Source organism: Microbacterium sp. NPDC058269 (assembly GCF_042881445.1).
In the GTDB taxonomy this organism is placed as follows: Bacteria; Actinomycetota; Actinomycetes; order Actinomycetales; family Microbacteriaceae; genus Microbacterium.
Map to the genome: position 1 here is coordinate 826560 of NZ_JBHVXT010000001.1, position 20020 is coordinate 846579.

19 protein-coding genes are annotated in these 20020 nt (G+C 69.7%); 4 read left to right on the forward strand and 15 right to left on the reverse strand.

Translation table 11 applies throughout. The features are described 5' to 3' along the window. Window positions 1–141: 141 nt before the first annotated feature. The 8 genes from ACFVWL_RS04115 to ACFVWL_RS04150 form a co-directional block, all read right to left on the reverse strand. The gene (locus ACFVWL_RS04115; RefSeq protein WP_387178844.1) at window positions 142–1158 is read right to left on the reverse strand and encodes an NAD(P)-dependent alcohol dehydrogenase; all 1017 of its coding nucleotides are present in this window, start codon (window positions 1156–1158) and stop codon (window positions 142–144) included. Beyond that, on the reverse strand, window positions 1155–1385 hold the full coding sequence (locus tag ACFVWL_RS04120; RefSeq protein WP_387178847.1) for a helix-turn-helix transcriptional regulator: 231 nt from the start codon (window positions 1383–1385) through the stop codon (window positions 1155–1157). Before ACFVWL_RS04120 ends, ACFVWL_RS04115 begins: the two co-directional genes overlap by 4 nt. Beyond that, the gene (locus ACFVWL_RS04125) at window positions 1385–1819 is read right to left on the reverse strand and encodes a hypothetical protein (RefSeq protein WP_387178850.1); all 435 of its coding nucleotides are present in this window, start codon (window positions 1817–1819) and stop codon (window positions 1385–1387) included. The genes ACFVWL_RS04120 and ACFVWL_RS04125 overlap by 1 nt, the downstream gene beginning before the upstream one ends. Before the next feature lie 156 nt (window positions 1820–1975). Further along, entirely contained in the window at window positions 1976–5626 is a 3651-nt protein-coding gene (locus tag ACFVWL_RS04130; protein WP_387178852.1) for a proline dehydrogenase family protein, read from the reverse strand. 115 nt (window positions 5627–5741) lie between these two features. Beyond that, complete coding sequence (locus tag ACFVWL_RS04135; RefSeq protein WP_387178855.1) at window positions 5742–6185, reverse strand: hypothetical protein; 444 nt, start codon at window positions 6183–6185, stop codon at window positions 5742–5744. A gap of 132 nt (window positions 6186–6317) precedes the next feature. Then, complete coding sequence (gene pntB, locus ACFVWL_RS04140; protein ID WP_387178857.1) at window positions 6318–7715, reverse strand: Re/Si-specific NAD(P)(+) transhydrogenase subunit beta; 1398 nt, start codon at window positions 7713–7715, stop codon at window positions 6318–6320. Then, window positions 7712–9265, reverse strand: a complete 1554-nt coding sequence (locus tag ACFVWL_RS04145) for a Re/Si-specific NAD(P)(+) transhydrogenase subunit alpha (protein ID WP_387178860.1) — start codon at window positions 9263–9265, stop codon at window positions 7712–7714. Before ACFVWL_RS04145 ends, pntB begins: the two co-directional genes overlap by 4 nt. Before the next feature lie 172 nt (window positions 9266–9437). After that, window positions 9438–9998, reverse strand: a complete 561-nt coding sequence (locus tag ACFVWL_RS04150) for an acyl-CoA thioesterase (RefSeq protein ID WP_387178864.1) — start codon at window positions 9996–9998, stop codon at window positions 9438–9440. A gap of 131 nt (window positions 9999–10129) precedes the next feature. Between ACFVWL_RS04150 and ACFVWL_RS04155 the strand changes: the two genes are divergently transcribed. Continuing rightward, complete coding sequence (locus tag ACFVWL_RS04155; protein WP_387178867.1) at window positions 10130–10639, forward strand: GNAT family N-acetyltransferase; 510 nt, start codon at window positions 10130–10132, stop codon at window positions 10637–10639. An 81-nt stretch (window positions 10640–10720) separates the two neighbouring features. On the opposite strand, the gene ACFVWL_RS04160 is transcribed toward ACFVWL_RS04155, so the two are convergent. Genes ACFVWL_RS04160 through ACFVWL_RS04175 form a run of 4 tightly spaced genes read right to left on the reverse strand, consistent with a single transcriptional unit; the run spans window position 10721 to window position 15336 of the window. Beyond that, a complete protein-coding gene (locus ACFVWL_RS04160; protein ID WP_387178870.1) occupies window positions 10721–11872 on the reverse strand; it encodes an acetyl-CoA C-acetyltransferase in 1152 nt (383 codons plus the stop codon). A 41-nt stretch (window positions 11873–11913) separates the two neighbouring features. Next, on the reverse strand, window positions 11914–13584 hold the full coding sequence (locus ACFVWL_RS04165; RefSeq protein WP_387178873.1) for a cytochrome b/b6 domain-containing protein: 1671 nt from the start codon (window positions 13582–13584) through the stop codon (window positions 11914–11916). 2 nt (window positions 13585–13586) lie between these two features. After that, window positions 13587–14558, reverse strand: a complete 972-nt coding sequence (locus ACFVWL_RS04170; protein WP_387178876.1) for an electron transfer flavoprotein subunit alpha/FixB family protein — start codon at window positions 14556–14558, stop codon at window positions 13587–13589. Between the two features lies 1 nt (window position 14559). Next, complete coding sequence (locus tag ACFVWL_RS04175; RefSeq protein WP_387178879.1) at window positions 14560–15336, reverse strand: electron transfer flavoprotein subunit beta/FixA family protein; 777 nt, start codon at window positions 15334–15336, stop codon at window positions 14560–14562. A 140-nt stretch (window positions 15337–15476) separates the two neighbouring features. Between ACFVWL_RS04175 and ACFVWL_RS04180 the strand changes: the two genes are divergently transcribed. Genes ACFVWL_RS04180 through ACFVWL_RS04190 form a run of 3 tightly spaced genes read left to right on the forward strand, consistent with a single transcriptional unit; the run spans window position 15477 to window position 16925 of the window. Beyond that, window positions 15477–16013 carry a MarR family winged helix-turn-helix transcriptional regulator gene (locus ACFVWL_RS04180; RefSeq protein ID WP_029267750.1) on the forward strand — a complete coding sequence of 179 codons (537 nt, stop codon included), beginning with the start codon at window positions 15477–15479 and terminating at the stop codon, window positions 16011–16013. Between the two features lies 1 nt (window position 16014). Beyond that, entirely contained in the window at window positions 16015–16485 is a 471-nt protein-coding gene (locus tag ACFVWL_RS04185) for an SRPBCC family protein (protein ID WP_387178883.1), read from the forward strand. Beyond that, window positions 16482–16925 (forward strand): YdeI/OmpD-associated family protein, encoded by a 444-nt coding sequence (locus ACFVWL_RS04190; RefSeq protein ID WP_387178886.1) that lies wholly within the window; start codon window positions 16482–16484, stop codon window positions 16923–16925. Before ACFVWL_RS04185 ends, ACFVWL_RS04190 begins: the two co-directional genes overlap by 4 nt. Window positions 16926–17021: 96 nt before the next feature. Here ACFVWL_RS04190 and ACFVWL_RS04195 read toward each other — a convergent pair whose 3' ends face one another. The 3 genes from ACFVWL_RS04195 to ACFVWL_RS04205 form a co-directional block, all read right to left on the reverse strand. Further along, window positions 17022–17798: an enoyl-CoA hydratase-related protein gene (locus ACFVWL_RS04195; RefSeq protein ID WP_387180916.1), complete on the reverse strand. Its 777-nt coding sequence runs from the start codon at window positions 17796–17798 to the stop codon at window positions 17022–17024. Window positions 17799–17908: 110 nt separating this feature from the next. Next, on the reverse strand, window positions 17909–18814 hold the full coding sequence (gene mmsB, locus ACFVWL_RS04200) for a 3-hydroxyisobutyrate dehydrogenase (RefSeq protein WP_387178889.1): 906 nt from the start codon (window positions 18812–18814) through the stop codon (window positions 17909–17911). Then, entirely contained in the window at window positions 18811–20016 is a 1206-nt protein-coding gene (locus tag ACFVWL_RS04205; RefSeq protein ID WP_387178892.1) for an acyl-CoA dehydrogenase family protein, read from the reverse strand. Before ACFVWL_RS04205 ends, mmsB begins: the two co-directional genes overlap by 4 nt. Window positions 20017–20020 lie beyond the last annotated feature (4 nt).

Sequence of the window (20020 nt, forward strand, 5' to 3'; positions counted from 1 at the left end):
GACGCTGTCCAGGGGCCCGGCGGTCCTTCGACCCTTCGCTCGATCGAGCGGGCGTCGGGGAAGATGCGACTCGGGCACGCCGGGGTCCATTCTGTCACCCGCCCCCTGTACGCCGCCAGAGCGCCGCCGAGCCGGAACGGATCAGACCGCGGAGCCGGTGACGACGAGCTTGCCGACCGTGTGGCCGGCCTCGAGCTGGGCGAGGGCGGCGGATGCCTGGGCGAACGGGTACTCACGCTCGATCACGGGGACCACGCGGCCATCCGCGACGAGTTCGAGGAGCTTCGCCAGAACCTCGGGGCGGGGCGTCGCAGCGAGGGGACGGATGCTCCGCGAGCCGATCGACAGGAACACCGCACGCAGCATCCGCGGGATGGGACCCAGCACGTGACCGCCGTCGCCCGTGACCAGCACGACCGTTCCACCGGGGACGACGAGGCGTTTCAGCTCGCGCAGCGGCATCCCTCCGGCGATGTCGATGATCGCGTCGAAGCGGCCGTCCGGCAACGCGCTCAACGGCGACTCCCTGTGGTCGAACGTGCGCACGGCGCCGAGCTGCTCGACAAGCGGCGCGTTTCGGTCACGGCAGGTCGCCCACACCTCGGCGCCGCGGAGAGTCGCGAGTTGCACGGCGAACGTGCCGACTCCTCCGGATGCACCGATGATCAGCACTCGCGGTGCTCCCCCCGCTGCGTGGCTTCCGTGCGCGAGCCCTACCCCGGCGAGGTCGAGGGCCCGCCATGCGGTACCACCGGCGACCGGCAGACACGCGGCGGCCTCCGGGGCGATGTCGGTGGGGATCGGCACGAGCCGCGCTGCAGGAACGCACACGTACTCGGCGAGGCCTCCGCCACCGACGAGCTCGCCGACCACGTCTTCACCGATCTCGGCGCCGACGACGTCCGGCCCCACGGCGACCACGGTGCCGGCGACCTCCATGCCGCGCACCGGATGCTTCGGACGGGTCAGCCCGAACACCGGTCGCACGAGCAGCGGATCACCGAGCAGGAGGCGCACATCGCCCGCGTTCAAGGCCGTGGCGTGCACCCGCAGCAGCACCTCGCCGCGGCCGGGCACGGGAACCGGAATGCGCTCGAGGGTGACGCCGTCGGCCGGACCGTAGGTCTCCCGACGCCATGCCTTCATCGACCGGCTCATGATGATGCTCCTGACGTGTCGGGATACCCGAAGATGTCGTCGAGGCCCACGCCGAACGCGCGGGCGATCTGGAAGGCGAGTTCGAGCGTCGGCGAGTACTTCTGCTGCTCGATCGCGATGAGCGTCTGGCGCGTCACGCCCACGGTGCGCGCGAGCTCTGCCTGGGTGAGTCCGGCCCGTTCACGATGTGCGCGGATGGTGTTCGAGACGAGGGTGGGCTTGACCATCAGACGAGGCCCCGCCGGTAGGCGATCACTCGCGCGATGCCGCCGACGAGCGCCGACACCGCGAAGCCCGCGAACATCGTGTTCGCGATCCAGAACACGTCAGCCCCCACCGCGCAGAGCGCGATCACCCCGAGGCCCGCGATCACGACGAAGCCCTGCTCGACACGACCACCCAACCGGCTGATGTCGCGATCGCGGATGTCGGAGCGGCCGACCCCGTCGGGGTCCTTCATCCCGGCGATGATTCCCCACCCGACACTGAGGATGATGGTCGCGACGATGCCGCCGCCGATCACCCACAGCATGAGCGGGAACCAGTCGACGCCGGTGAGCGGCCCTCCCGCGGCCTGCTGCAGCACCAGCACGACGTAGACGACCATCACGATCGGGCTCACGATGAGACCCGCCCATGCATTGCGTTCTTCGTAGACCATGATGCCTCCGATGTAAAAGATTCTTGACACACTCAGCGTACGTCGAGCATCCGCTTGTGTCAAACATTCTTTACACGCCGACGTGTTCCGGTCGCAGTTCCTGTCGCACCAACGCGGATCGGACGGCAGGAAGTGCGACCGGAACGGGAGTGCGGCTCAGATCACGCCGCTGCTCCAGGAGTCGGGGTTGCCGTAGCGGTGCGCGGTGATCGAGATCGACTGCTCGTGCACGAACGGCAGCAGCTCGATCCGGGCCGCCGCCGTCACCTCCCCGTCGTACACTGCGACGTCGGGATCACCCGCGGATGCCGTTGCCAGAGCAGTGTGCAGCGCGGCCACGGCGGCACGACCGCCGACCAGACGCACCCGGTCACTCACCGGCAGCGCGACGCCCTCGGGGGCATCCTGTCGAAGCATCCGCTGCAGCCACTCGTCATCGCTCTCCAGGAACACCGGGGCATCGAGGTCGCCGAGCGCGCGGCGCACGTCGCCGGGCAACCCGACCGGGGTCGAGATCACGAACTTCGCTCCCGAACGCACTCCGGCGATCACGACGCGCAGCAGATCCTGCAGCGCGGCATCGTCGGTCGCGCGAACCTCGACGGGCACCGGCCGATAACGGAAGAGGTTGCGCTCGACGCCGAGGCGCGACACGTCGCGCACCTGGCCGAACTCGCGGTCCCAGGCGAGGGCATCCGACAGCGCAGAACGGCGCAGCCACTCGAACCTCTCATACTCGAGCGACGACTGCGCCGACTCGATGAGCGCCGTGATCCGGGAATCGAGTCCCCGCAGATGCAGAGTGCTGGATGCCGGGCCGCCTGGCTGCGAGCGCCAGGACCCCAGCCCGATCAGGTAGTTCGGGCCACCTGCCTTGGCACCGGGGCCGACCGAGGAGCGCTTCCACCCGCCGAACGGCTGACGTTGCACGATCGCGCCGGTGATGCCGCGGTTCACATAGAGGTTGCCCGCCTGCACCCGGGCGAGCCAGTACGACAGCTCCTCCGGGTCCTGGGTGTGCAGCCCTGCGGTGAGCCCGTAGGCGACGGCGTTCTGCATCTCGACGGCACGCGCGAGCGTCGGAGCGTGCATGACCCCGAGCACCGGCCCGAAGAACTCCTCGGTGTGGAAACGCGACCCCGGCTGCACGCCCACCCGGACGCCGGGGCGCCACAGCCGTCCGCTGCCGTCGTCGTCCGTCGAGAGCGCCGGTTCGATCAGCCACTGCTCATCGCCCTCGAGCTCGCTCAGCGCCCAGGCGAGCTTGCCCGTCGGCGGCTCGATCACCGGACCCACCTCGGCCAGTGGATCGGTGGGCTGCCCGACGTGCAGCGACCGCACGGCGTCGGCCAGTTGACGGGCGAATCGGGCCGAGCGTCCGACCGGCCCGACGAGGATCGCCAGCGACGCCGCCGAGCACTTCTGCCCGGCATGACCGAAGGCGCTCTTGACGAGGTCGGCGACCGCGAGATCGAGATCCGCCGAGGGCGTGATGATCATCGCGTTCTTGCCGCTGGTCTCGGCGAGCAGCGGCAGATCGGGGCGCCAGGAGCGGAACAGCGCCGCCGTATCCCATGCGCCGGTGAGGATGACCCGGTCGACGGCGTCATGCGTGATGAGCTCTCGACCGAGCTCGCCCTCCTCGATGTCGACGAGCGCGAGCAGGTCACGCGGCACACCCGCCTGCCACAGCGCCTCGGCGATCACGGCGGCGCAGCGGCGGGCCTGCGGGGCGGGCTTGAAGACGACGCCCGAACCCGCGGCGAGCGCGGCGAGCACGCCCCCGGCGGGGATCGCGACGGGGAAGTTCCACGGCGGCGTGACGACGGTGACGGATGCCGGGACGAACACGGCGCCCGCGATCGCGTCGAGTTCGCGAGCTTTGGCCGCGTAATAGCGTGCGAAGTCGACCGCCTCGCTCACTTCGACGTCGGCTTCGGCGAAGACCTTGCCGGTCTCGGAGGCCGCGACCTCGATGAGGTCTCCCCGGCGCGACTCGAGCGCGGCGGCGGCACGCAGCAGCACTTCGGCGCGTTCGGCGGCAGGGCGTCCACCCCACGACGGCGCCGCACGGCGCACGCCCCGCACGATCCGTTCGAGGTCTTCCGCATCCGACACCCGTGCGACGGCGATCGTGGCGACGCCGAGCTCGGAGGTGGGGATGCGCTCGCGCACCTCGCGCGCCCAGTCGCGGTTCGCGGGCAGTGCCGGATCACTGTCGGCCGTGTTCGAGAAGCCGGGAGCGCCACCGGCATCCTGCTCCATCTCGCGAGCGGAGTACACGGCCGTCTCGAGGAACGCCTCGCGGCCGCCCTCGTCGTCGGAACCACGCGAGATCCCGAGCACCGCTTTGGTGAGGTCGGTCTCCGGTACGGGGGCGGCTGGCGCCGTCCGCACCGACTCGTGCACCGGCGCCTGGCGGTCCTGCGTGCGACGGGGTCCGATGCGCAGCGTGGCGTCGCCCGACCTGTCGAGCGCATCGAGGAAACGGTCCTGCTCCCGCACGAACAGCGACTCGTCCTCGCCCAGCCGGAACGCGGCGGAGAGGAAGTTGTCCGGAGACGCGTTCTCCTCGAGTCGGCGCACCAGGTAGCTGATCGCGACATCGAACTCGGCGGGCTCCACGACCGGCACGTACAGCAGTACCGGTCCGACCTCGCGCGAGACGGCCTGCACCTGCCCCTGGGCCATGCCGAGGAGCATCTCGAACTCGACGGCCTCGCGCACACCCCGCTCACCCGCGAGCAGCCAGGCGTAGGCGATGCCGAAGAGGTTGTGCCCGGCGACGCCGATCTTCACGGCCGCGGCGTGCTCGGGCTGCAGAGCCCAGTCGAGGCAGCGCAGGTAGTTCGCGTCGGTGTCGAGCTTGGTGTCGTAGGTCGCGGGCGTCCAGCCGTGCATCCGGGCTTCGACGTGCTCCATCGCGAGGTTCGCGCCCTTGACGAGTCGCACCTTGATGCGGGCGCCACCGTGTGCGACGCGGTCCTGTGCCCAGGCGGTCAGCTCCTGCAGGGCGGGCAGGGCATCGGGAAGGTAGGCCTGCAGCACGATCCCCGCCTCGAGCCCGGCCAGGCGCGGATCCTCGAGGATGCGTGTGAAGACCGCGATCGTGAGGTCGAGGTCGCGGTACTCCTCCATGTCGAGGTTGATGAACGTGCCGTCGGCCGCGGCCGCCAGGTACAGCGGCAGGAGCCGATCCACCACCTCGTCGACCACCTCGTCGAACGCCCACATCGAGAGGTGACTGATGATCGCCGAGACCTTGACCGAGACGTAGTCGACGTCCGGACGCTGCACGAGCGCGCGGATGCCGTCCAGCCGTCGCCGCGCTTCGGCCTCGCCGAGCACGGCCTCACCGAGCAGGTTCAGGTTGAGGCGTGAGCCGTTCGCCCTGATCCGCTCGATCGCTGCCCCGAGCTTCGCGGGACGCGCGTCGACGATGAGATGCCCGACCATGTCGCGGAGCACTCTCCGGGCGATCGGCACCACCGGTGAGGGGAGGATCTGTGCGACGCCGCCGCCGAGGCGCACGACAGAGCGCAGGTACCAGGGCAGGAACTCCGGCACGATCGGGGCGATCCGGTGCAGCTGCGAGGCGGCGGCGGTCAGGCTCTCCGGGCGCATGACGCCGTCGACGAAGCCGAGCGTGAACGGCAGCCCGTTCGCGTCCTGCAGCACACCGGCGAGCCGCGCCGCTGCGGGGTCGGGTTCGATCGCCGCCGCCTCGATCGCCCAGCGTCGAGCCAGCTCGATCGCACGATCTGCGAGAGGGGCGGATGCCACGGCATCCGAGGGGGTCGCTGCCATGGATTTCAGCCTAGTTGCCCACCCCGTCCTATCCCGGGAGCGCCGGATGGCGAAACGACCGCGGAGCCCCTCCGTTTCCGATGGGGCTCCGCGGTGCACGAGATGGAGAGACGGCTCAGCCGCCGAGTCCTCCGTCGAGGTCTCTGATCGCGTCGGCGATCTTGTCCAGGCGCTGCACGGACGACACGAGTGTGCTCGCCGCGGTGGTGAACTGCGATCGCGATGCCGCTGCAGAGACGTTTCCCGCGTCTCGCTTGAGCGCCGTCGCAGCCGATCCCCCGAGCGTCTGCGCGACGGAGTTCAGCGTGCTCACCGCTCCTCTCGCGCTCGTGCGCTTCTGCTCCGCGGTCTTGTTCGTCGAGCGCAGGGTGGCGATCACATCTCGCAGCTTGTGCGCCGCGCTTTCCACCTGGGCGAGGGTGTTGTCGACTCCCGCCGCCGAGACGGACGTGGGCGCTGCTTCCGATGCCACTGCGGCTCCCGCGGGCACCGCACCGCCTCCCAGGATCACCGCGGCCAGCAGGCCACCGGTCAGGATCTTCGTCGTTCGACGCTGCATTTCATTCCTCCTCGTTCGGACCGACGTCGACTCTCGAGACGGTCCGATCTCTCAGGCTAGAAGCCGCATACGAGGGTGTCTGTAGGGCGTTCGGGGGACACCCGCGTCCTCCGCCGCTCACCGTGCGACCTTTCACAGCGCGGCGATGATGTCCTCCACCCGCTGCTTCGCATCGCCGAACAGCATCGACGCGTTCTCGCGGAAGAACAGCGGGTTCTGCACCCCTGCGTAGCCGGCGGCCATCGAGCGCTTGAACACGATGACGTTCTCGGCCTCCCACACCTTCAGCACCGGCATCCCGGCGATGGGGCTCCCCGGGTCTTCGGCGGCGGCCGGGTTGACCGTGTCGTTCGCGCCGATCACCAGCACGACCGCGGTCGAGGCGAGGTCGTCGTTGATCTCGTCCATGCTCAGGACGATGTCGTACGGCACCTTGGCCTCGGCCAGCAGCACGTTCATGTGGCCGGGAAGGCGCCCCGCGACCGGATGGATGCCGAACCGCACGTCCACACCCCGCTCGCGGAGTCGTCGGACCAGGTCGGCCACCGGATACTGCGCCTGCGCGACCGCCATGCCGTAGCCGGGCGTGATCACGACGGTGCCGGCCGCGACGAGCATCTCGGCCGCACCCTCGGCGGTGATCTCGCGGTGCTCGCCGTACTCGGTGTCATCTGCGGACGGCGCCGCGATCCCGAATCCGCCTGCGATGACGGAGAGGAACGAGCGGTTCATGGCCTTGCACATCACGTACGAGAGGTACGCACCCGACGATCCCACCAGCGCGCCCGTGACGATGAGCAGGTCGTTGTTCAGGAGGAAGCCCGCCGCGGCGGCCGCCCAACCGGAATAGCTGTTGAGCATCGAGACGACGACCGGCATGTCCCCGCCGCCGATCGAGGCGACCAGGTGCCAGCCGAGTGCGAAGGCGAGCACGGTGACCGCGATCAGGAGCCACAGCTGCTGGTCGTTCACGAACCACACGGTCAGGCCGACGAACGCGACGAGCGCCCCGATGTTGAGCCCGTTCTTGCCCGGGAGCATGAGCGGCTTCGACGACATCTTGGCCGAGAGCTTGAGGTACGCGACGATCGACCCGGTGAAGGTGACACCACCGATGAAGATTCCGATGAAGACCTCGGCGTTGTGGATGCCGACGAGCTGAGGGGCGATCTCCGGGTGCGCGAGGTAGCCGTTCCAGCCGACGAGCACCGCGGCGAGGCCGACGAAGCTGTGCAGGAGCGCGATGAGCTCGGGCATCCCGGTCATCTCCACGACCCGTGCCCGCCAGAGTCCGATGGCCGCACCGATCAGCACGGCGGCCACCAGCAGACCCAGGCCGAGGAACGCCCCGGTGCTCCACGCATCCGCCACGGTGAGGGCGACGGTCGCGACCAGCGCGATCGTCATGCCTGCGATGCCGTAGACCACGCCGGAGCGGGCGGACTCGTGACGGCTGAGCCCGGCGAGGCTGAGGATGAACAACAGGGCGGCGACGATGTAGGCCGCCCCGGCGAGCGCGTCGACGGTCACTTCTGGCCGCCCTTCGCCGATGTCCCGAGTGTGAACATCGCGAGCATTCGACGGGTCACCGCGAAGCCTCCGAAGATGTTGATGGAGGCGAGCAGCACGGCGATCGCGGCGAGCACCTGCACGACCGGCAGCGGCGACGTGATCTGCAGCATCGCTCCGACGACGATGACGCCCGAGATGGCATTGGTCACCGACATGAGCGGGGTGTGCAGCGCGTGATGCACCTTGCCGATCACGTAGAAGCCGATCACGACAGAGAGCACGAGCACCGTGAAGTGCTGCGGCAGCGGAGCGGGGGCGAACGCGTTCACGGCGAACAGCGCGGCGATCCCCACCACGATCAGCGTGACCTTGCGCGCGGTGGACATCTTCTTCGGCGGCGCGATCTCGACCGGTGCCGCTGCAGTCTTCGTGGCGGGGGCGGCCGCGACCTGCACGGCGGGCGGGGGCCAGGTGACCTCGCCATCGCGCACGGCCGTGACCGAGCGCTGCACGACGTCGTCGAAGTCGATCACCAGCTGCCCGTCCTTCGCGGGGGTCAGCAGGGCGACGAGGTTGGCGAGGTTCGTGCCGTAGAGCTGGGAGGCCTGAGCGGCCAGGCGCGACGCCAGGTCGGTGTATCCCAGGATGATCACACCGTTGTCGGTGACGACCCTCTCGCCCGCGACCGAGCCCTCGACGTTGCCACCCTGCCCCGCGGCCATGTCGACGATCACGCTGCCCGGCGTCATCTGCGCGACATCGGATGCCGTGATCAGGCGAGGGGCCGCCCGGCCGGGGATGAGCGCGGTCGTGATGATGATGTCGACGTCGGCGGCCTGCTCGGTGTAGATCTCGGCGGCCCTGCGGTCGTAGTCCGCGCTCGTCGCCTTGGCGTAGCCGTCGGTGGAGGCTGCGACCTCGACGTCGACCGGAAGGTACGAGCCGCCGATCGAGGTGACCTGGTCGGCGACCTCGGGGCGCGGGTCTGTCGCGCGCACGATAGCTCCGAGACTCGATGCGGCCCCGATGGCGGCGAGACCTGCGACTCCGGCGCCCGCGACCAGCACCTTCGCCGGCGGCACCTTGCCGGCGGCGGTCACCTGGCCGGTGAAGAAGCGGCCGAACTCATGCGCGGCCTCGACGACGGCGCGGTAGCCGGCGATGTTCGCCATCGAGCTGAGCACGTCCATCGACTGCGCGCGCGAGATGCGCGGCACCGCATCGAGTGCGACCGCCGTGATGCCGCGCTGTGCGAGCGACTCGACGAGGTCGGGGCGCAGTGCCGGCGAGAGAAGTGCGATGAGGGTGGCGTCGTCGGAGAGGAGGGCGATCTCCTCCGCGCCGGGAGCGGTGATCGCGAGGACGATCTCGCTCCCCCAGGCCTCGGCGCGACCCACCAGCGCCGCTCCCGCCGCCGCGTACTCGGCGTCGGGGTACGAGGCCGCAGCGCCCGCTCCCCGCTCCACCCTGACCGTGTGGCCCAGCTTCCCGAGCGACGCGATCGTCGCCGGGGTGGCCGAGACCCGTGCTTCGCCCGCAGGCTCCCGCACGATGCCGATGACTGCCACTGCTTCCTCCTCCGCCCGTCTACGTCGACGGGATCACCGGGGCGTCTGCGCCCCTGACTTCCCGCTCAGAGTACTGAGGTGCGCTCCGGAAGCGCCCCTCCTTCGGCTCTGTGACAGGGAAAGAAGCGGGGTTCTTACGGAAACCGGAGGAGCGGGGATCGGCGTCGAGGGATCAGCCCCAGACGCTCGGGGCCTTCACGCGAACCGGCGGGAGCGCGGATGCCGCGGCCCAGTCATGCACCCAGGCGTCGATCTCCGGCACGCCCTCGGGCTTGCCCACCGCGGCGAACAGCTCTTCGTTGCTGACGGTGCCTCCGCTGCGGCGCAGCATCCGGGCGCGCACGATCGCTCGGGCGTAGACCTCTCCGTCGACCACGGCGCGGTGCTCCATGAACAGCGCCTTGTCGTCGTGCCCGATGAACCGCGACTGCACCTCGAAGCGCTGCCACAGCTGCAGCGACTTGCGGAACGTGATCGTCTCGCTGGAGACGACCGCGTACCAGCCGCGGTCCTTCATCGCGTCGAAGAGTCCCGTGCGGATGAGCTGGTCCCAGCGCCCGAGGTCGAACAGCGACAGGTAGCGGCCGTTGTTCATGTGGCGCAGGATGTCGATGTCGGTCGGCAGGGTCGTGAGGGTGATGCTGCCGACGGCGGTCGGGTCGAGGGTCTTCCCCCGTCGCACACGGCGGCGAGCGCCGAGGATCACCAGGAGGGTCCGCCAGATCACGTTCACGAGGATCGATCGTAGCCAGGAGTGCACGATCCGCGAACATCGTTGTGCGAACCCTCCAGGCCCGCACACCAGGTGTCATCGAACATCCACTCGATTTCCTCTTCGCCGACGCCGCGCGTAGAGTCACGAACATGAGCGCCGAAGCCCAGTCTGAAGTCATCGTCCGTCCGGTCCGTGATGTGGATGCGGAAGCCCTCGGTCGCGTGCATGCGCAGTGCTGGCACGAGACCTACGACCACCTGATCAGCAAGGCGGCGCTGGAGAAGGTCTCGCCGCGCCGCATGGCGGAGCTCTGGACGCACTGGGCCTCGCAGGGCCCCGAGTTCAAGATGAACGCCGCTCTCGTCGACGGCGAGATCGTCGGCTTCGTCGGCTCCGGCCCCGCCCGCGACAAGGATGCCCCCGCGTTCCGCGAGCTCTACTTCATCTACCTGCTCGACGCCTGGCACTCGACCGGCATCGGCCAGAAGCTGTTCGACGCCGCCGTCGAGAAGGACGAGCCGCTGTACCTGTGGGTGGCCGAGGACAACCCCCGCGCGCACCGCTTCTACACGCGTAACGGCTTCCGTCTCGACGGCGCCTCGCACACCGAGCCGTTCCTGGGCGAGACGCTGACCGAAGTGCGCTTCGTGCGCCCCTGATCGACCGCAGCACACGCACAGAACGGGCCGTCTCCTCTCGGAGGCGGCCCGTTCTCGCTGTCGGTCGCGGTTCGCTCCGGATCAGAGCCGTTCGATGATGGTCACATTCGCGACGCCGCCGCCCTCGCACATCGCCTGCAGGCCGTAGCGTCCGCCGGTGCGCTCGAGTTCGTTCAGCATGGTCGTGAGAAGCCTCGTGCCGGTCGCCCCGATCGGGTGGCCGAGCGCGATGGCACCGCCGTTGACGTTGACCTTCTCGTGCGGAGCATCGAGCTCACGCATCCAGGCGAGCACCACGGGAGCGAAGGCCTCGTTCACCTCGAACAGGTCGATGTCGGCGACACCGAGGCCCGCGCGTTGCAGTGCGTGCCGCGTCGCCGGGATGGGTGCGGTGAGCATGAGGACAGGACTGGCACCCCGCACCGCCATCTGATGGATGCGCGCGCGGGGCGTGAGTCCGTGCTCGTGCACGGCCCGTTCGCTCGCGATGAGCATGGCACTGGAGGCATCGCTGATCTGGGACGCGACGGCGGCCGTGATCCGTCCGCCCTCTCGCAGCGGCGAGAGCCCGGCCATCCGCTCCAGGGTCGTGTCCCGGCGCACGCCCTCGTCGTGGGCGAGGCCGTTCAGCGGGGCGATCTCGTTCGCGAATCGTCCCTCGTCCTGCGCGACGGCAGCGCGACGGTGACTCTCCAGGGCGAACTGCTCCATCTCCTCCCGGGAGATGCCCCACTTCTCGGCGATCAGCTCCGCACCGGCGAACTGCGAGATCTCCTGGTCTCCGTACTTCTCGCGCCATCCGGGCGACTCGGCGTACGGGGTCGTGAATCCGTAGGCCTCCCCCACGACGGCCGCCGCGGTCAGGGGCACCTGCGACATGTTCTGCAATCCACCGGCGACAACGAGGTCGTTCACCCCGCTCATCACGGCCTGCGCGGCGAAGTGCACGGCCTGCTGGCTCGACCCGCACTGGCGGTCGATCGTGACTCCCGGCACGTGCTCGGGGAATCCGGCGACGAGCGCGGCGGTGCGCGCCACGTTGCCCGCCTGCCCGCCGATCGCGTCGATCGCACCCAGAACGACGTCGTCGATCGCCCCGGGGTCGATGCCGACACGGTCGACCAACGCGCGGAGGCTGTGTGCCCCGAGATCCGCCGGATGGATGTCGGAGAGTGATCCCCCGCGCCGCCCCACCGGAGAACGAACCGCATCGATGATGTACGCCTCGGCCATGATCTTCCTTCCGTCAGCGTTCTCTCGTCAGCATGGTCGTGTCAGCGTCCGGAGACCTTTCCGAACGCCTTCGCGATAGGCGCGAGCACGAGAGGCCGGGCGGCCACCCACGCGATCGCGATCACCACGAGCGAGAGGATGAACACCCAGAATCCGGTCCAGGTGACCGCATCCTGCGACGCGAACATGTGGTTCAGGTTGCGCAGGAATCCAGTCAGCATCACGAGGGCGACGTGCGCGATGATGAACGCCACGAAGTACAGCATGATCGGGAAGTGCAGCGCCCGTGCCCACTCCACCGGGTAGGCCTTCGACAGCTTCTCGGCCTTCTTCGGCCAGAGCCCCGACATGCGGAACCCGGTGATCGCCGCGAGAGGTGCCGCGATGAACACGGTCGCGAAGTAGGCGAGCTGCTGCAGGCTGTTGTAGTTGTTCCAGCCGTTCTCATGCGGCCAGTCGAACGAGATGTACTGCAGGGCGGCCGACAGCGCGTTCGGGAAGACCTCCCAGCTCGTCGGCACGATGCGCACCCAGTGCCCCGTGACGAACAGCAGCACCACGAAGATCACGCCGTTCACGAGCCACAGGATGTCGAGCGACTGGTGGAACCAGAGGTTCAGGCTGATCTTGCCCTTCGCGTTGCCACGAGGCGTCCAGAAGACCGTGGGTCGCTTCTCGGTGCGCACCTGCAGACCAGAGCGGATGATCAGCACCATCAAGAACATGTTGAAGAAGTGCTGCCAGCCGATCCACGGCGAGAACCCGGGCTCGACCGCGATGCCCGGCTCGTATTCGCCCGGGAAGGCCGTGAGGAAGTCCTGCATGAACGGGAAGCTGAGGAGCGCGCGCACGAAGGCGATGGCGGCGCCCGCGAGCACTCCGAGCGCGGCGGCGCCGAACAAGACGGCGATGGCCTGGGGCCACGTCGGGCGGCGGCGACCGGATGCCGGCGCCGGCGCCTCGGCGATGTGACGTGGCGCGCGCCCGTTCCACACCGTGCGCGTCCACGGCAACGGGGTGGCGACGTCGGCGATCGCAGGTGCGGATGCCGCGACGACAGCGGTGCTCTCGGGTCCGGTGCTCTCGGGAACGACCGGCGCAGGAGCCACCGGCTCGACGGATGCCGCGACAGCAGGGGCGAGCGGGACGGTGCCTGCGGGTGGCCACGGCTCGCCGCCGACCACGCGGGGCAGGCCGCGACGAACACCGCCGACTGCGGCGATCTGCGCTTCGGGCGCGCCGACGACGGGCGACGGCGCGCTCGATGCAGGAGTCGTCGCCGGCGCACTGCCGGTCGCCGAAGGTGCGGGAACTGCCGCCGCGACAGCCGGCTCCGGCTTCGTCGCCTGCGGAGCGGGAGTCGCCGCGGCGGCGGGCACGGCGGCGGGCACGGCGGCGGCCGACGGTGGCCAGGACTCTCCGCCCGGCACGCGCGGCAGACCGCGACGGATCCGCGCGGCTCCGGCGGTCGCCACGGGGGCGGCGCTCCTGGTCTGCTCGGCGGCGACCACGGGTGCCGACTCCCCCGCCACGACGGAGTCGGCGACGGCGGCGACACCCGACCTCGCCGCATGATCGGCCTCCGTCGCCGCCGGGCCCTCGGCGGCCAGGGCAACCGTCGGCTCCGCGTCTTCCGTCACCGCATCGGCCGGGGGCCACGGCTCCCCACCCGGCACACGCGGCAGACCGCGTCGCAGCATCCGCGTCGCCACGGCTACTTCTTCCGCGCCTCGAGGGCGGCGATCACCTGCGGGACCACGGCGAACACGTCGCCGACGATGCCGAAGTCCGCGACGTCGAAGATCGGCGCCTCGGGGTCCTTGTTGATCGCGACGATGTTCTTCGACGTCTGCATGCCCGCGCGGTGCTGGATCGCCCCGGATATGCCGAGAGCGACATACAGCTGCGGCGACACCGACACCCCGGTCTGACCGACCTGGTGCGACTGCGGGATGTACCCCGCATCGACAGCGGCCCTGGAGGCGCCGACGGCCGCACCGAGCGCATCGGCGAGCTCTTCGACGAGCACGAACTTCTCCTTCGACGCGAGGCCGCGACCGCCGGACACCACACGCGTGGCGCCGCGCAGCTCGGGACGGGACGAGGCGACCTCGACGGCCTCGACAGGACCGGCCGTCGCCGCCACGGCACCGGACGCGGTGACATCGAGCACCTCGACCGAATGCGAGGGCACGGCCTCGGCGCGCGCATCCACCGCACCTTGACGCACCGTGATGACCGGAGTGCCGAACGTGGGAGCCGAGTCGACCAGGTATGCCCCGCCGTAGACCGAGTGGTGGGCGACGACGCCCTCGTCATCGCGGGAGACACCCACCGCGTCGACCGAGAGCGCACTCTTGGTGCGCACGGCGAAGCGTCCGGCCACATCGCGACCGGAGATGGAGTTCGAGATCAGCACGGCGTCGGGGCGCACCTGCGCGGCTGCGGCCTGCAGGGCATCCACGATCGGCACGGTCAGCGCGGCCGGGTCGCCATCGGCGGTCAGCACGACGGAGGCTCCGGCTGCGGCAGCCTGATCCACCGCGGCAGGGCTGCCGCCGACGATCAGCGCGACGGGCGAGCCGATCGTCGAGGCCGCACCGATGAGCGCCGCCGTGCTGGTGGCGACGTAGCCGGAGGGGTCGACGTCGACGAGGACGAGGATCGGGTTCTCGGAGGAAGTCATCTCACACCAGCCTGTTCTGCACGAGGTAGTCGACGAGCTTGTCTGCGGCGTCGCCCTCATCGGTGATCTTCACGCCGGCCGCCCGCGGGGGCTTCTCCGACACGGTCGTCATGATGGTCCGGGGCGCGGCGGACGGATCCGCCGAGACATCGAGGTCGGCGAGCGAGAGTACCTCGAGCGGCTTCTTCTTCGCCGCCATGATGCCCTTGAAGTTGGGGAACCGTGCGTCGGGGAGCGCCTCGGTGATCGAGATCACGGCCGGGAGCGGCGCCGACACCGGCTGGCTTCCGGCATCCGCACCCCGGATTCCGGAGACACCGTCGGCGGTGATCTCGACCGAGGTCAGGGCCGTGGCCTGCGCGAACCCGAGGTGCTCGGCGATCATCGCCGGGATCACACCGCCGGAGCCGTCGGTCGACAGGTTGCCGGTGATCACGAGGTCGGGGGCACCGCGGCGGATCGCCGCGGCGAGCACCTCGGCGGTGAGCCCGAGGTCGGCACCGGCGAGCTGCTCGTCGGCGATGTGCACGGCGGAACCGGCACCGATCGCCAGCGCTCTGCGGACGGAAGCGGTCGACCCCTCCGGAGCCATCGAGACGGCCACCACCTCGGTGCCGTCGTTCTTGTCGGCGTAGCTGAGCGCGACCTCGAGAGCCCGCTCGGTGATCTCGTCGAGGACCACGTCACCCGCCGCACGATCGGCGAGTCCGGTCTCGAGATTCAGCTTGCGATCGCCATAGGTGTCCGGCACCTCTTTGACCAGGACGAAGATCTTCATCGATTGCTCCTCACGACTGCTGCAATTCTAGACCGCGATACTGAGTTCCAGATCACCTGCGACTGAGACTCAGTCGCAGGGCCGCCGGATGCGTCGCGCGCCGTCACCGCACCCCGCCCTCCCGCCACTACCGTAGAGAAATGGCCCGACCCCGTCCGCTCCCCATCGACCCGCTCGCCGAGGCGAAGCGGCAGTGGCTCGCGCACGGCTGGACGGACGCCGCCGACGGCATGGCGCTGGTCACCTCGGTGATGCGGGCCCAGCAGCTGCTCCTCGCCCGCGTCGACGCGGCCCTCAAGCCGTTCGCCCTGAGCTTCGCCCGCTACGAGGTGCTGCGTCTGCTGGCCTTCAGCCGGGCCGGCAGCCTTCCCCTGTCGAGCGTGGTCGCCCGCCTCCAGGTGCATCCGACCACGGTCACGAGCACGGCGGAACGTCTGGTCCGCGACGGTCTGATCGCGCGTGAGCCGCACCCGCATGACGGACGGGCCGCGCTCCTCGTCCTGACCGAGTCCGGCCGAGAACTGGTCGAGCGCGCCACTCAGGCCCTCAACGCGGATGTATTCGCCGAGCCCGGTCTGAGCCGCGACGACGCCGCCGAGCTCGTCGCGATCGTGGCGCGACTGCGCAAGGACGCCGGCGACTTCGCCGATCCCCGCCCGCAGCCCGAAGCCCTCTGAGATGGCCCGGTTCGCGCTCGACACGATCATCGCCGCGACCCCCGACGAGGTGTTCGCCGCGTCGCTCGATCCGGCACTGCACGTGAAGAGCATGGCCCGATTCGGCGAGACCATGGTCGAGGCACCGGCAGGCGGCGTCTTCACCGAAGGCACGACCGCGACCTGGCGGGCACGCCACTTCGGCATCCCGTTCCGCCTGCGCTCGATCGTGTTCGACATCGATCCGCCCCGCGGCTTCTCGGATCGGCAGATCTCCGGCCCGTTCGCGGCATTCCTGCACGAGCACCGGTTCGAGGAGCATCCGTCCGGCACGCTCATGCACGACACCGTGACCTTCCGCTCGCCGTTCGGTCCGCTCGGCAGGCTCGTCGACGCGATGTTCCTGCGCGCATACATGCGCCGCCTGATCCTGGAGCGCAATGCGATTCTCGCCGCCGAGTTCGAGGGTCCCGGGCGTACTCTTTCGGCATGAGCGAACTGCGCCTGCACACCGTCCTCACCGGCCGTGGTCCCGCTGCGGCGATTCTGCTCACGGATGAACAGGTCGCCTCTCTCGGTGCCGGCAAGGCGTTCCCCGTGGCCGTCACGATCGGCGGACGCACCGCTCGCCTGCGTCTGGCGCGCATGGGCAGCGAGAACATGATCGGCTTCAGCAAGGCCGTGCGCGGCGACCTCGGACTCGAGATCGACCAGGAGATCGACGCCGTGATCCGGGTGGACTCCGCCGAGCGCACGGTCGACGTTCCGCCCGAGCTGGCGGCAGCCCTGGGCGCCGACCCCGCCCTGCGCACCGCCTTCGACGCCCTGTCGTACACCGTGCGCAAGGAGCACGCGCGGAGCGTGGCCGAGGCCAAGCAGGAAGCGACGCGCGAGCGCCGGATCGCCAAGATCGTCGACGCGCTCGGCGGCTGAGGTGGTGTACAACTCCGCAGGAACTCTCGTCGGGCACGGCACTGAGAGCCGTTTCCGACGAATCGCACTCATTTCTGAGGTGTTGTTCACGGCACGCTAGCGGTTCTGGAAGTCGGGTACCCGCTTCTCCCGGAAGGCCGACATGCCCTCCTTCTGATCCGCGGTGTCGAACAGCGCGGCGAAGGCCTGCTTCTCGTGCGCGAGCCCCTCGGCCAGGGTCGTCTCCATGGCGGCGTCCAACGCAGCCTTCGCGGCGTAGACCGACGGCAGCGACTTCGAGGCGATGGTGTCGGCGAGCTTCGTCGCCTCGGCGAGGAGGTCGGATGCCGGCACGACGCGTGACACGAGGCCGGAGCGCTCCGCCTCCTCCGCTCCCATGAAGCGCCCGGAGAGCACCAGCTCGGCCGCCTTGTAGTAGCCGACCGCGCGGATCAGGCGCTGTGTGCCGCCCATGCCGGGGATGACGCCGAGGTTGATCTCGGGCTGTCCGAACTTGGCGGTGTCGGCGGCCAGGATGATGTCGCACATCATCGCCAGCTCGCATCCGCCACCCAGCGCAAAACCGGAGACCGCGGCGATCACGGGGGTCCGCACCGCGGCGAACTCGTGCCAGACGCCGAAGTGGTCGGTCTCGAGCATCTGCGCCGCGGACATGCCCTCCATCTCCTTGATGTCGGCGCCGGCGGCGAAGGCCTTCTCAGACCCGGTCACCACGATCGCACCGACGCCCTCGTCCGTATCGAAGGCGAGCGCCGCGGCGGTGACCTCCTCGGCGAGAAGGCTGTTCAACGCGTTCAGCGCCTCAGGACGGTTCAGGGTGATCCACCCCACCCTCCCGCGCTGCTCGACCAGGATCGTCTCGTACTCGGTCATGTCGCCCTCTCCGTCGTGGTGTTCTTCAGCATTCACCCTGGCCTTCGAATCGCGCAAATGGCCGCATGTTCGCCCCGGATCGGGCCATTTGCGCGATTCGAAACCGGCCGTCAGACCCGGTCGTCGCGGATGTCGGTGATGATCCCGGAGAAGTCGCGTCCCGCGCCGTCGCCGGCCGCGAACGCGGCGTAGATCTCCTGGGCGAGCCGGCCCATCCGTGCGTCGGTCGACGTCTGCTCGATCGCCTGCAGTGCGAGTCCGAGGTCCTTGGCCATCAGGGCCCCGGCGAAACCCGGCTGATAGTCGCGATTGGCCGGGCTCGTGGGCACGGGGCCGGGCACGGGGCAGTTCGTCGTGATCGACCAGCACTGCCCGGACGCCTGCGACACCACGTCGAACAGCGCCTGGTGCTCGAGTCCGAGCCGCTCCCCCAACACGAAGGCTTCGGCCACCGCGATCTGTGAGACCGCGAGCACCATGTTGTTGCACACCTTGGCCGCCTGACCGAGGCCAGGACCGCCGCAGTGCACGACGCGCTTTCCCATGATCTCGAGCAGCGGGAGCGCGGATGCGAAGTCGTCGTCCGAGCCGCCGACCATGAACGCGAGCGTGCCGTTCTCCGCGCCGACCACGCCGCCCGACACCGGAGCGTCGACGTTGCGGTGTCCGGCGGCGAGCGCGAGGGCGTGCGCCGCGCGAGCCTCGTCGACGGCGATCGTCGACGACTCGATGAAGAGCGTGCCAGGATGGGCCGCCGCCAGCAGCTCGGTGCGATACGCCTCGATCACGTGCTTTCCGGCGGGGAACATGGTGATCACGACATCCGCGCCGGCCACGGCGTCTGCACCGCTCGCCGCCACCAGGATGCCGGACGCCTGGGCCGCCTCGACGGCCGCGGGCATGAGGTCGAAGCCGTGCACCTCGTGACCGGCGGCGACGAGGTTCTTCGCCATCGGCAGCCCCATGTGTCCGAGGCCGAGGAACGCGACCACCGCCTTCGCAGTCTCGGTGGTCATGATGCGCTCCGCATCTGGTCTCCGCCGCTGCGCTGGAGGGAGCTCGAACCCGCGGGCCGCAGCATCTCGCGTCCGACGATCAGTCGCATGATCTCGTTCGTCCCTTCCAGGATCTGGTGCACCCGCAGATCGCGGACGACCTTCTCGATCCCGTAGTCCTGCAGGTAGCCGTAGCCGCCGTGCAGCTGCAGTGCCCGGTTGGCGACGTCGAAGCCGGCGTCGGTCGCGAAGCGCTTGGCCATGGCGCATCGCATCGTCGCATCGGGTGCGTGCTCGTCGACCGCCTGCGCGCCGTCGCGCACCATGAGACGTGCGGCATGCAGGTCGGTGCGCATGTCGGCGATCGCGAACAGGATCGACTGCTTCTCGGCCAGCGGCTCTCCGAAGGCCATCCGCTCGTGCACGTACTGCACCGCCTTGTCGAGCGCCCACTGCGCGCCGCCGAGCGAGCAGGCGGCGATGTTGAGGCGTCCGCCGTTGAGGGCCGACATCGCGATCGCGAACCCGCGGCCCTCGTCGCCGAGCATGGAGGAGGCGGGAACCCGCACACCGTCGAGGATGACCTGGCGGGTGGGCTGCGCGTGCCAGCCCATCTTCTTCTCCGGTGCGCCGAAGCTCAGCGCCTCGGAATCGCCGGGCACGAGGAAGGCGCTGATCCCACGGGCACCCGGCTCCCCCGTACGCGCCATCACGACATAGACAGCGGCCTCGCCCGCGCCGGAGATGAACTGCTTCACCCCGGTGAGCACGTAGTCGTCGCCGTCGCGGACGGCGCTGGTCGCGATGTTCGCCGCATCCGATCCGGCGCCAGGCTCGGTCAGGCAGTAGCCCCCGAACTCCGACATGGCGGTGAGCTTCGGCAGCCATTCGCCGCGCTGTGCGTCGTCACCGTAGGTGTCGATCATCCAGACCACCATGTTGTGGATGGAGATGTACGCCGCGACCGCGGGGTCGCCCTTCGCGAGCTCCTCGAAGATCGCGACGGTGTCGAGACGGCTGAGGCCGCTGCCCCCGAACTCCTCATCGACGTAGATGCCGCCGAGGCCGAGCTCGCCGGCACGGTTCAACGACTCCCGCGGGAACAGGTGCTTCTCGTCGCGCTCGGCGGCGAAAGGTGCGAGCTCGGTCTCGGCGAATTCGCGGACGGCGCCGATGATCGCCTCGCGCTCTTCGGCGGTGGTGGTGACGGTGGTCATGGTCATCGTG

Bases quoted from the DNA above. Each gene is read 5' to 3' on its own strand.
- ACFVWL_RS04115 (WP_387178844.1), bottom strand. From the start codon at position 1,158: ATGAGCCGGTCGATGAAGGCATGGCGTCGGGAGACCTACGGTCCGGCC.
- ACFVWL_RS04120 (WP_387178847.1), bottom strand. From the start codon at position 1,385: ATGGTCAAGCCCACCCTCGTCTCGAACACCATCCGCGCACATCGTGAA.
- ACFVWL_RS04125 (WP_387178850.1), bottom strand. From the start codon at position 1,819: ATGGTCTACGAAGAACGCAATGCATGGGCGGGTCTCATCGTGAGCCCG.
- ACFVWL_RS04130 (WP_387178852.1), bottom strand. From the start codon at position 5,626: ATGGCAGCGACCCCCTCGGATGCCGTGGCATCCGCCCCTCTCGCAGAT.
- ACFVWL_RS04135 (WP_387178855.1), bottom strand. From the start codon at position 6,185: ATGCAGCGTCGAACGACGAAGATCCTGACCGGTGGCCTGCTGGCCGCG.
- ACFVWL_RS04155 (WP_387178867.1), top strand. From the start codon at position 10,130: ATGAGCGCCGAAGCCCAGTCTGAAGTCATCGTCCGTCCGGTCCGTGAT.
- ACFVWL_RS04160 (WP_387178870.1), bottom strand. From the start codon at position 11,872: ATGGCCGAGGCGTACATCATCGATGCGGTTCGTTCTCCGGTGGGGCGG.
- ACFVWL_RS04170 (WP_387178876.1), bottom strand. From the start codon at position 14,558: ATGACTTCCTCCGAGAACCCGATCCTCGTCCTCGTCGACGTCGACCCC.
- ACFVWL_RS04175 (WP_387178879.1), bottom strand. From the start codon at position 15,336: ATGAAGATCTTCGTCCTGGTCAAAGAGGTGCCGGACACCTATGGCGAT.
- ACFVWL_RS04180 (WP_029267750.1), top strand. From the start codon at position 15,477: ATGGCCCGACCCCGTCCGCTCCCCATCGACCCGCTCGCCGAGGCGAAG.
- ACFVWL_RS04185 (WP_387178883.1), top strand. From the start codon at position 16,015: ATGGCCCGGTTCGCGCTCGACACGATCATCGCCGCGACCCCCGACGAG.
- ACFVWL_RS04190 (WP_387178886.1), top strand. From the start codon at position 16,482: ATGAGCGAACTGCGCCTGCACACCGTCCTCACCGGCCGTGGTCCCGCT.
- ACFVWL_RS04195 (WP_387180916.1), bottom strand. From the start codon at position 17,798: ATGACCGAGTACGAGACGATCCTGGTCGAGCAGCGCGGGAGGGTGGGG.
- mmsB (WP_387178889.1), bottom strand. From the start codon at position 18,814: ATGACCACCGAGACTGCGAAGGCGGTGGTCGCGTTCCTCGGCCTCGGA.
- ACFVWL_RS04205 (WP_387178892.1), bottom strand. From the start codon at position 20,016: ATGACCATGACCACCGTCACCACCACCGCCGAAGAGCGCGAGGCGATC.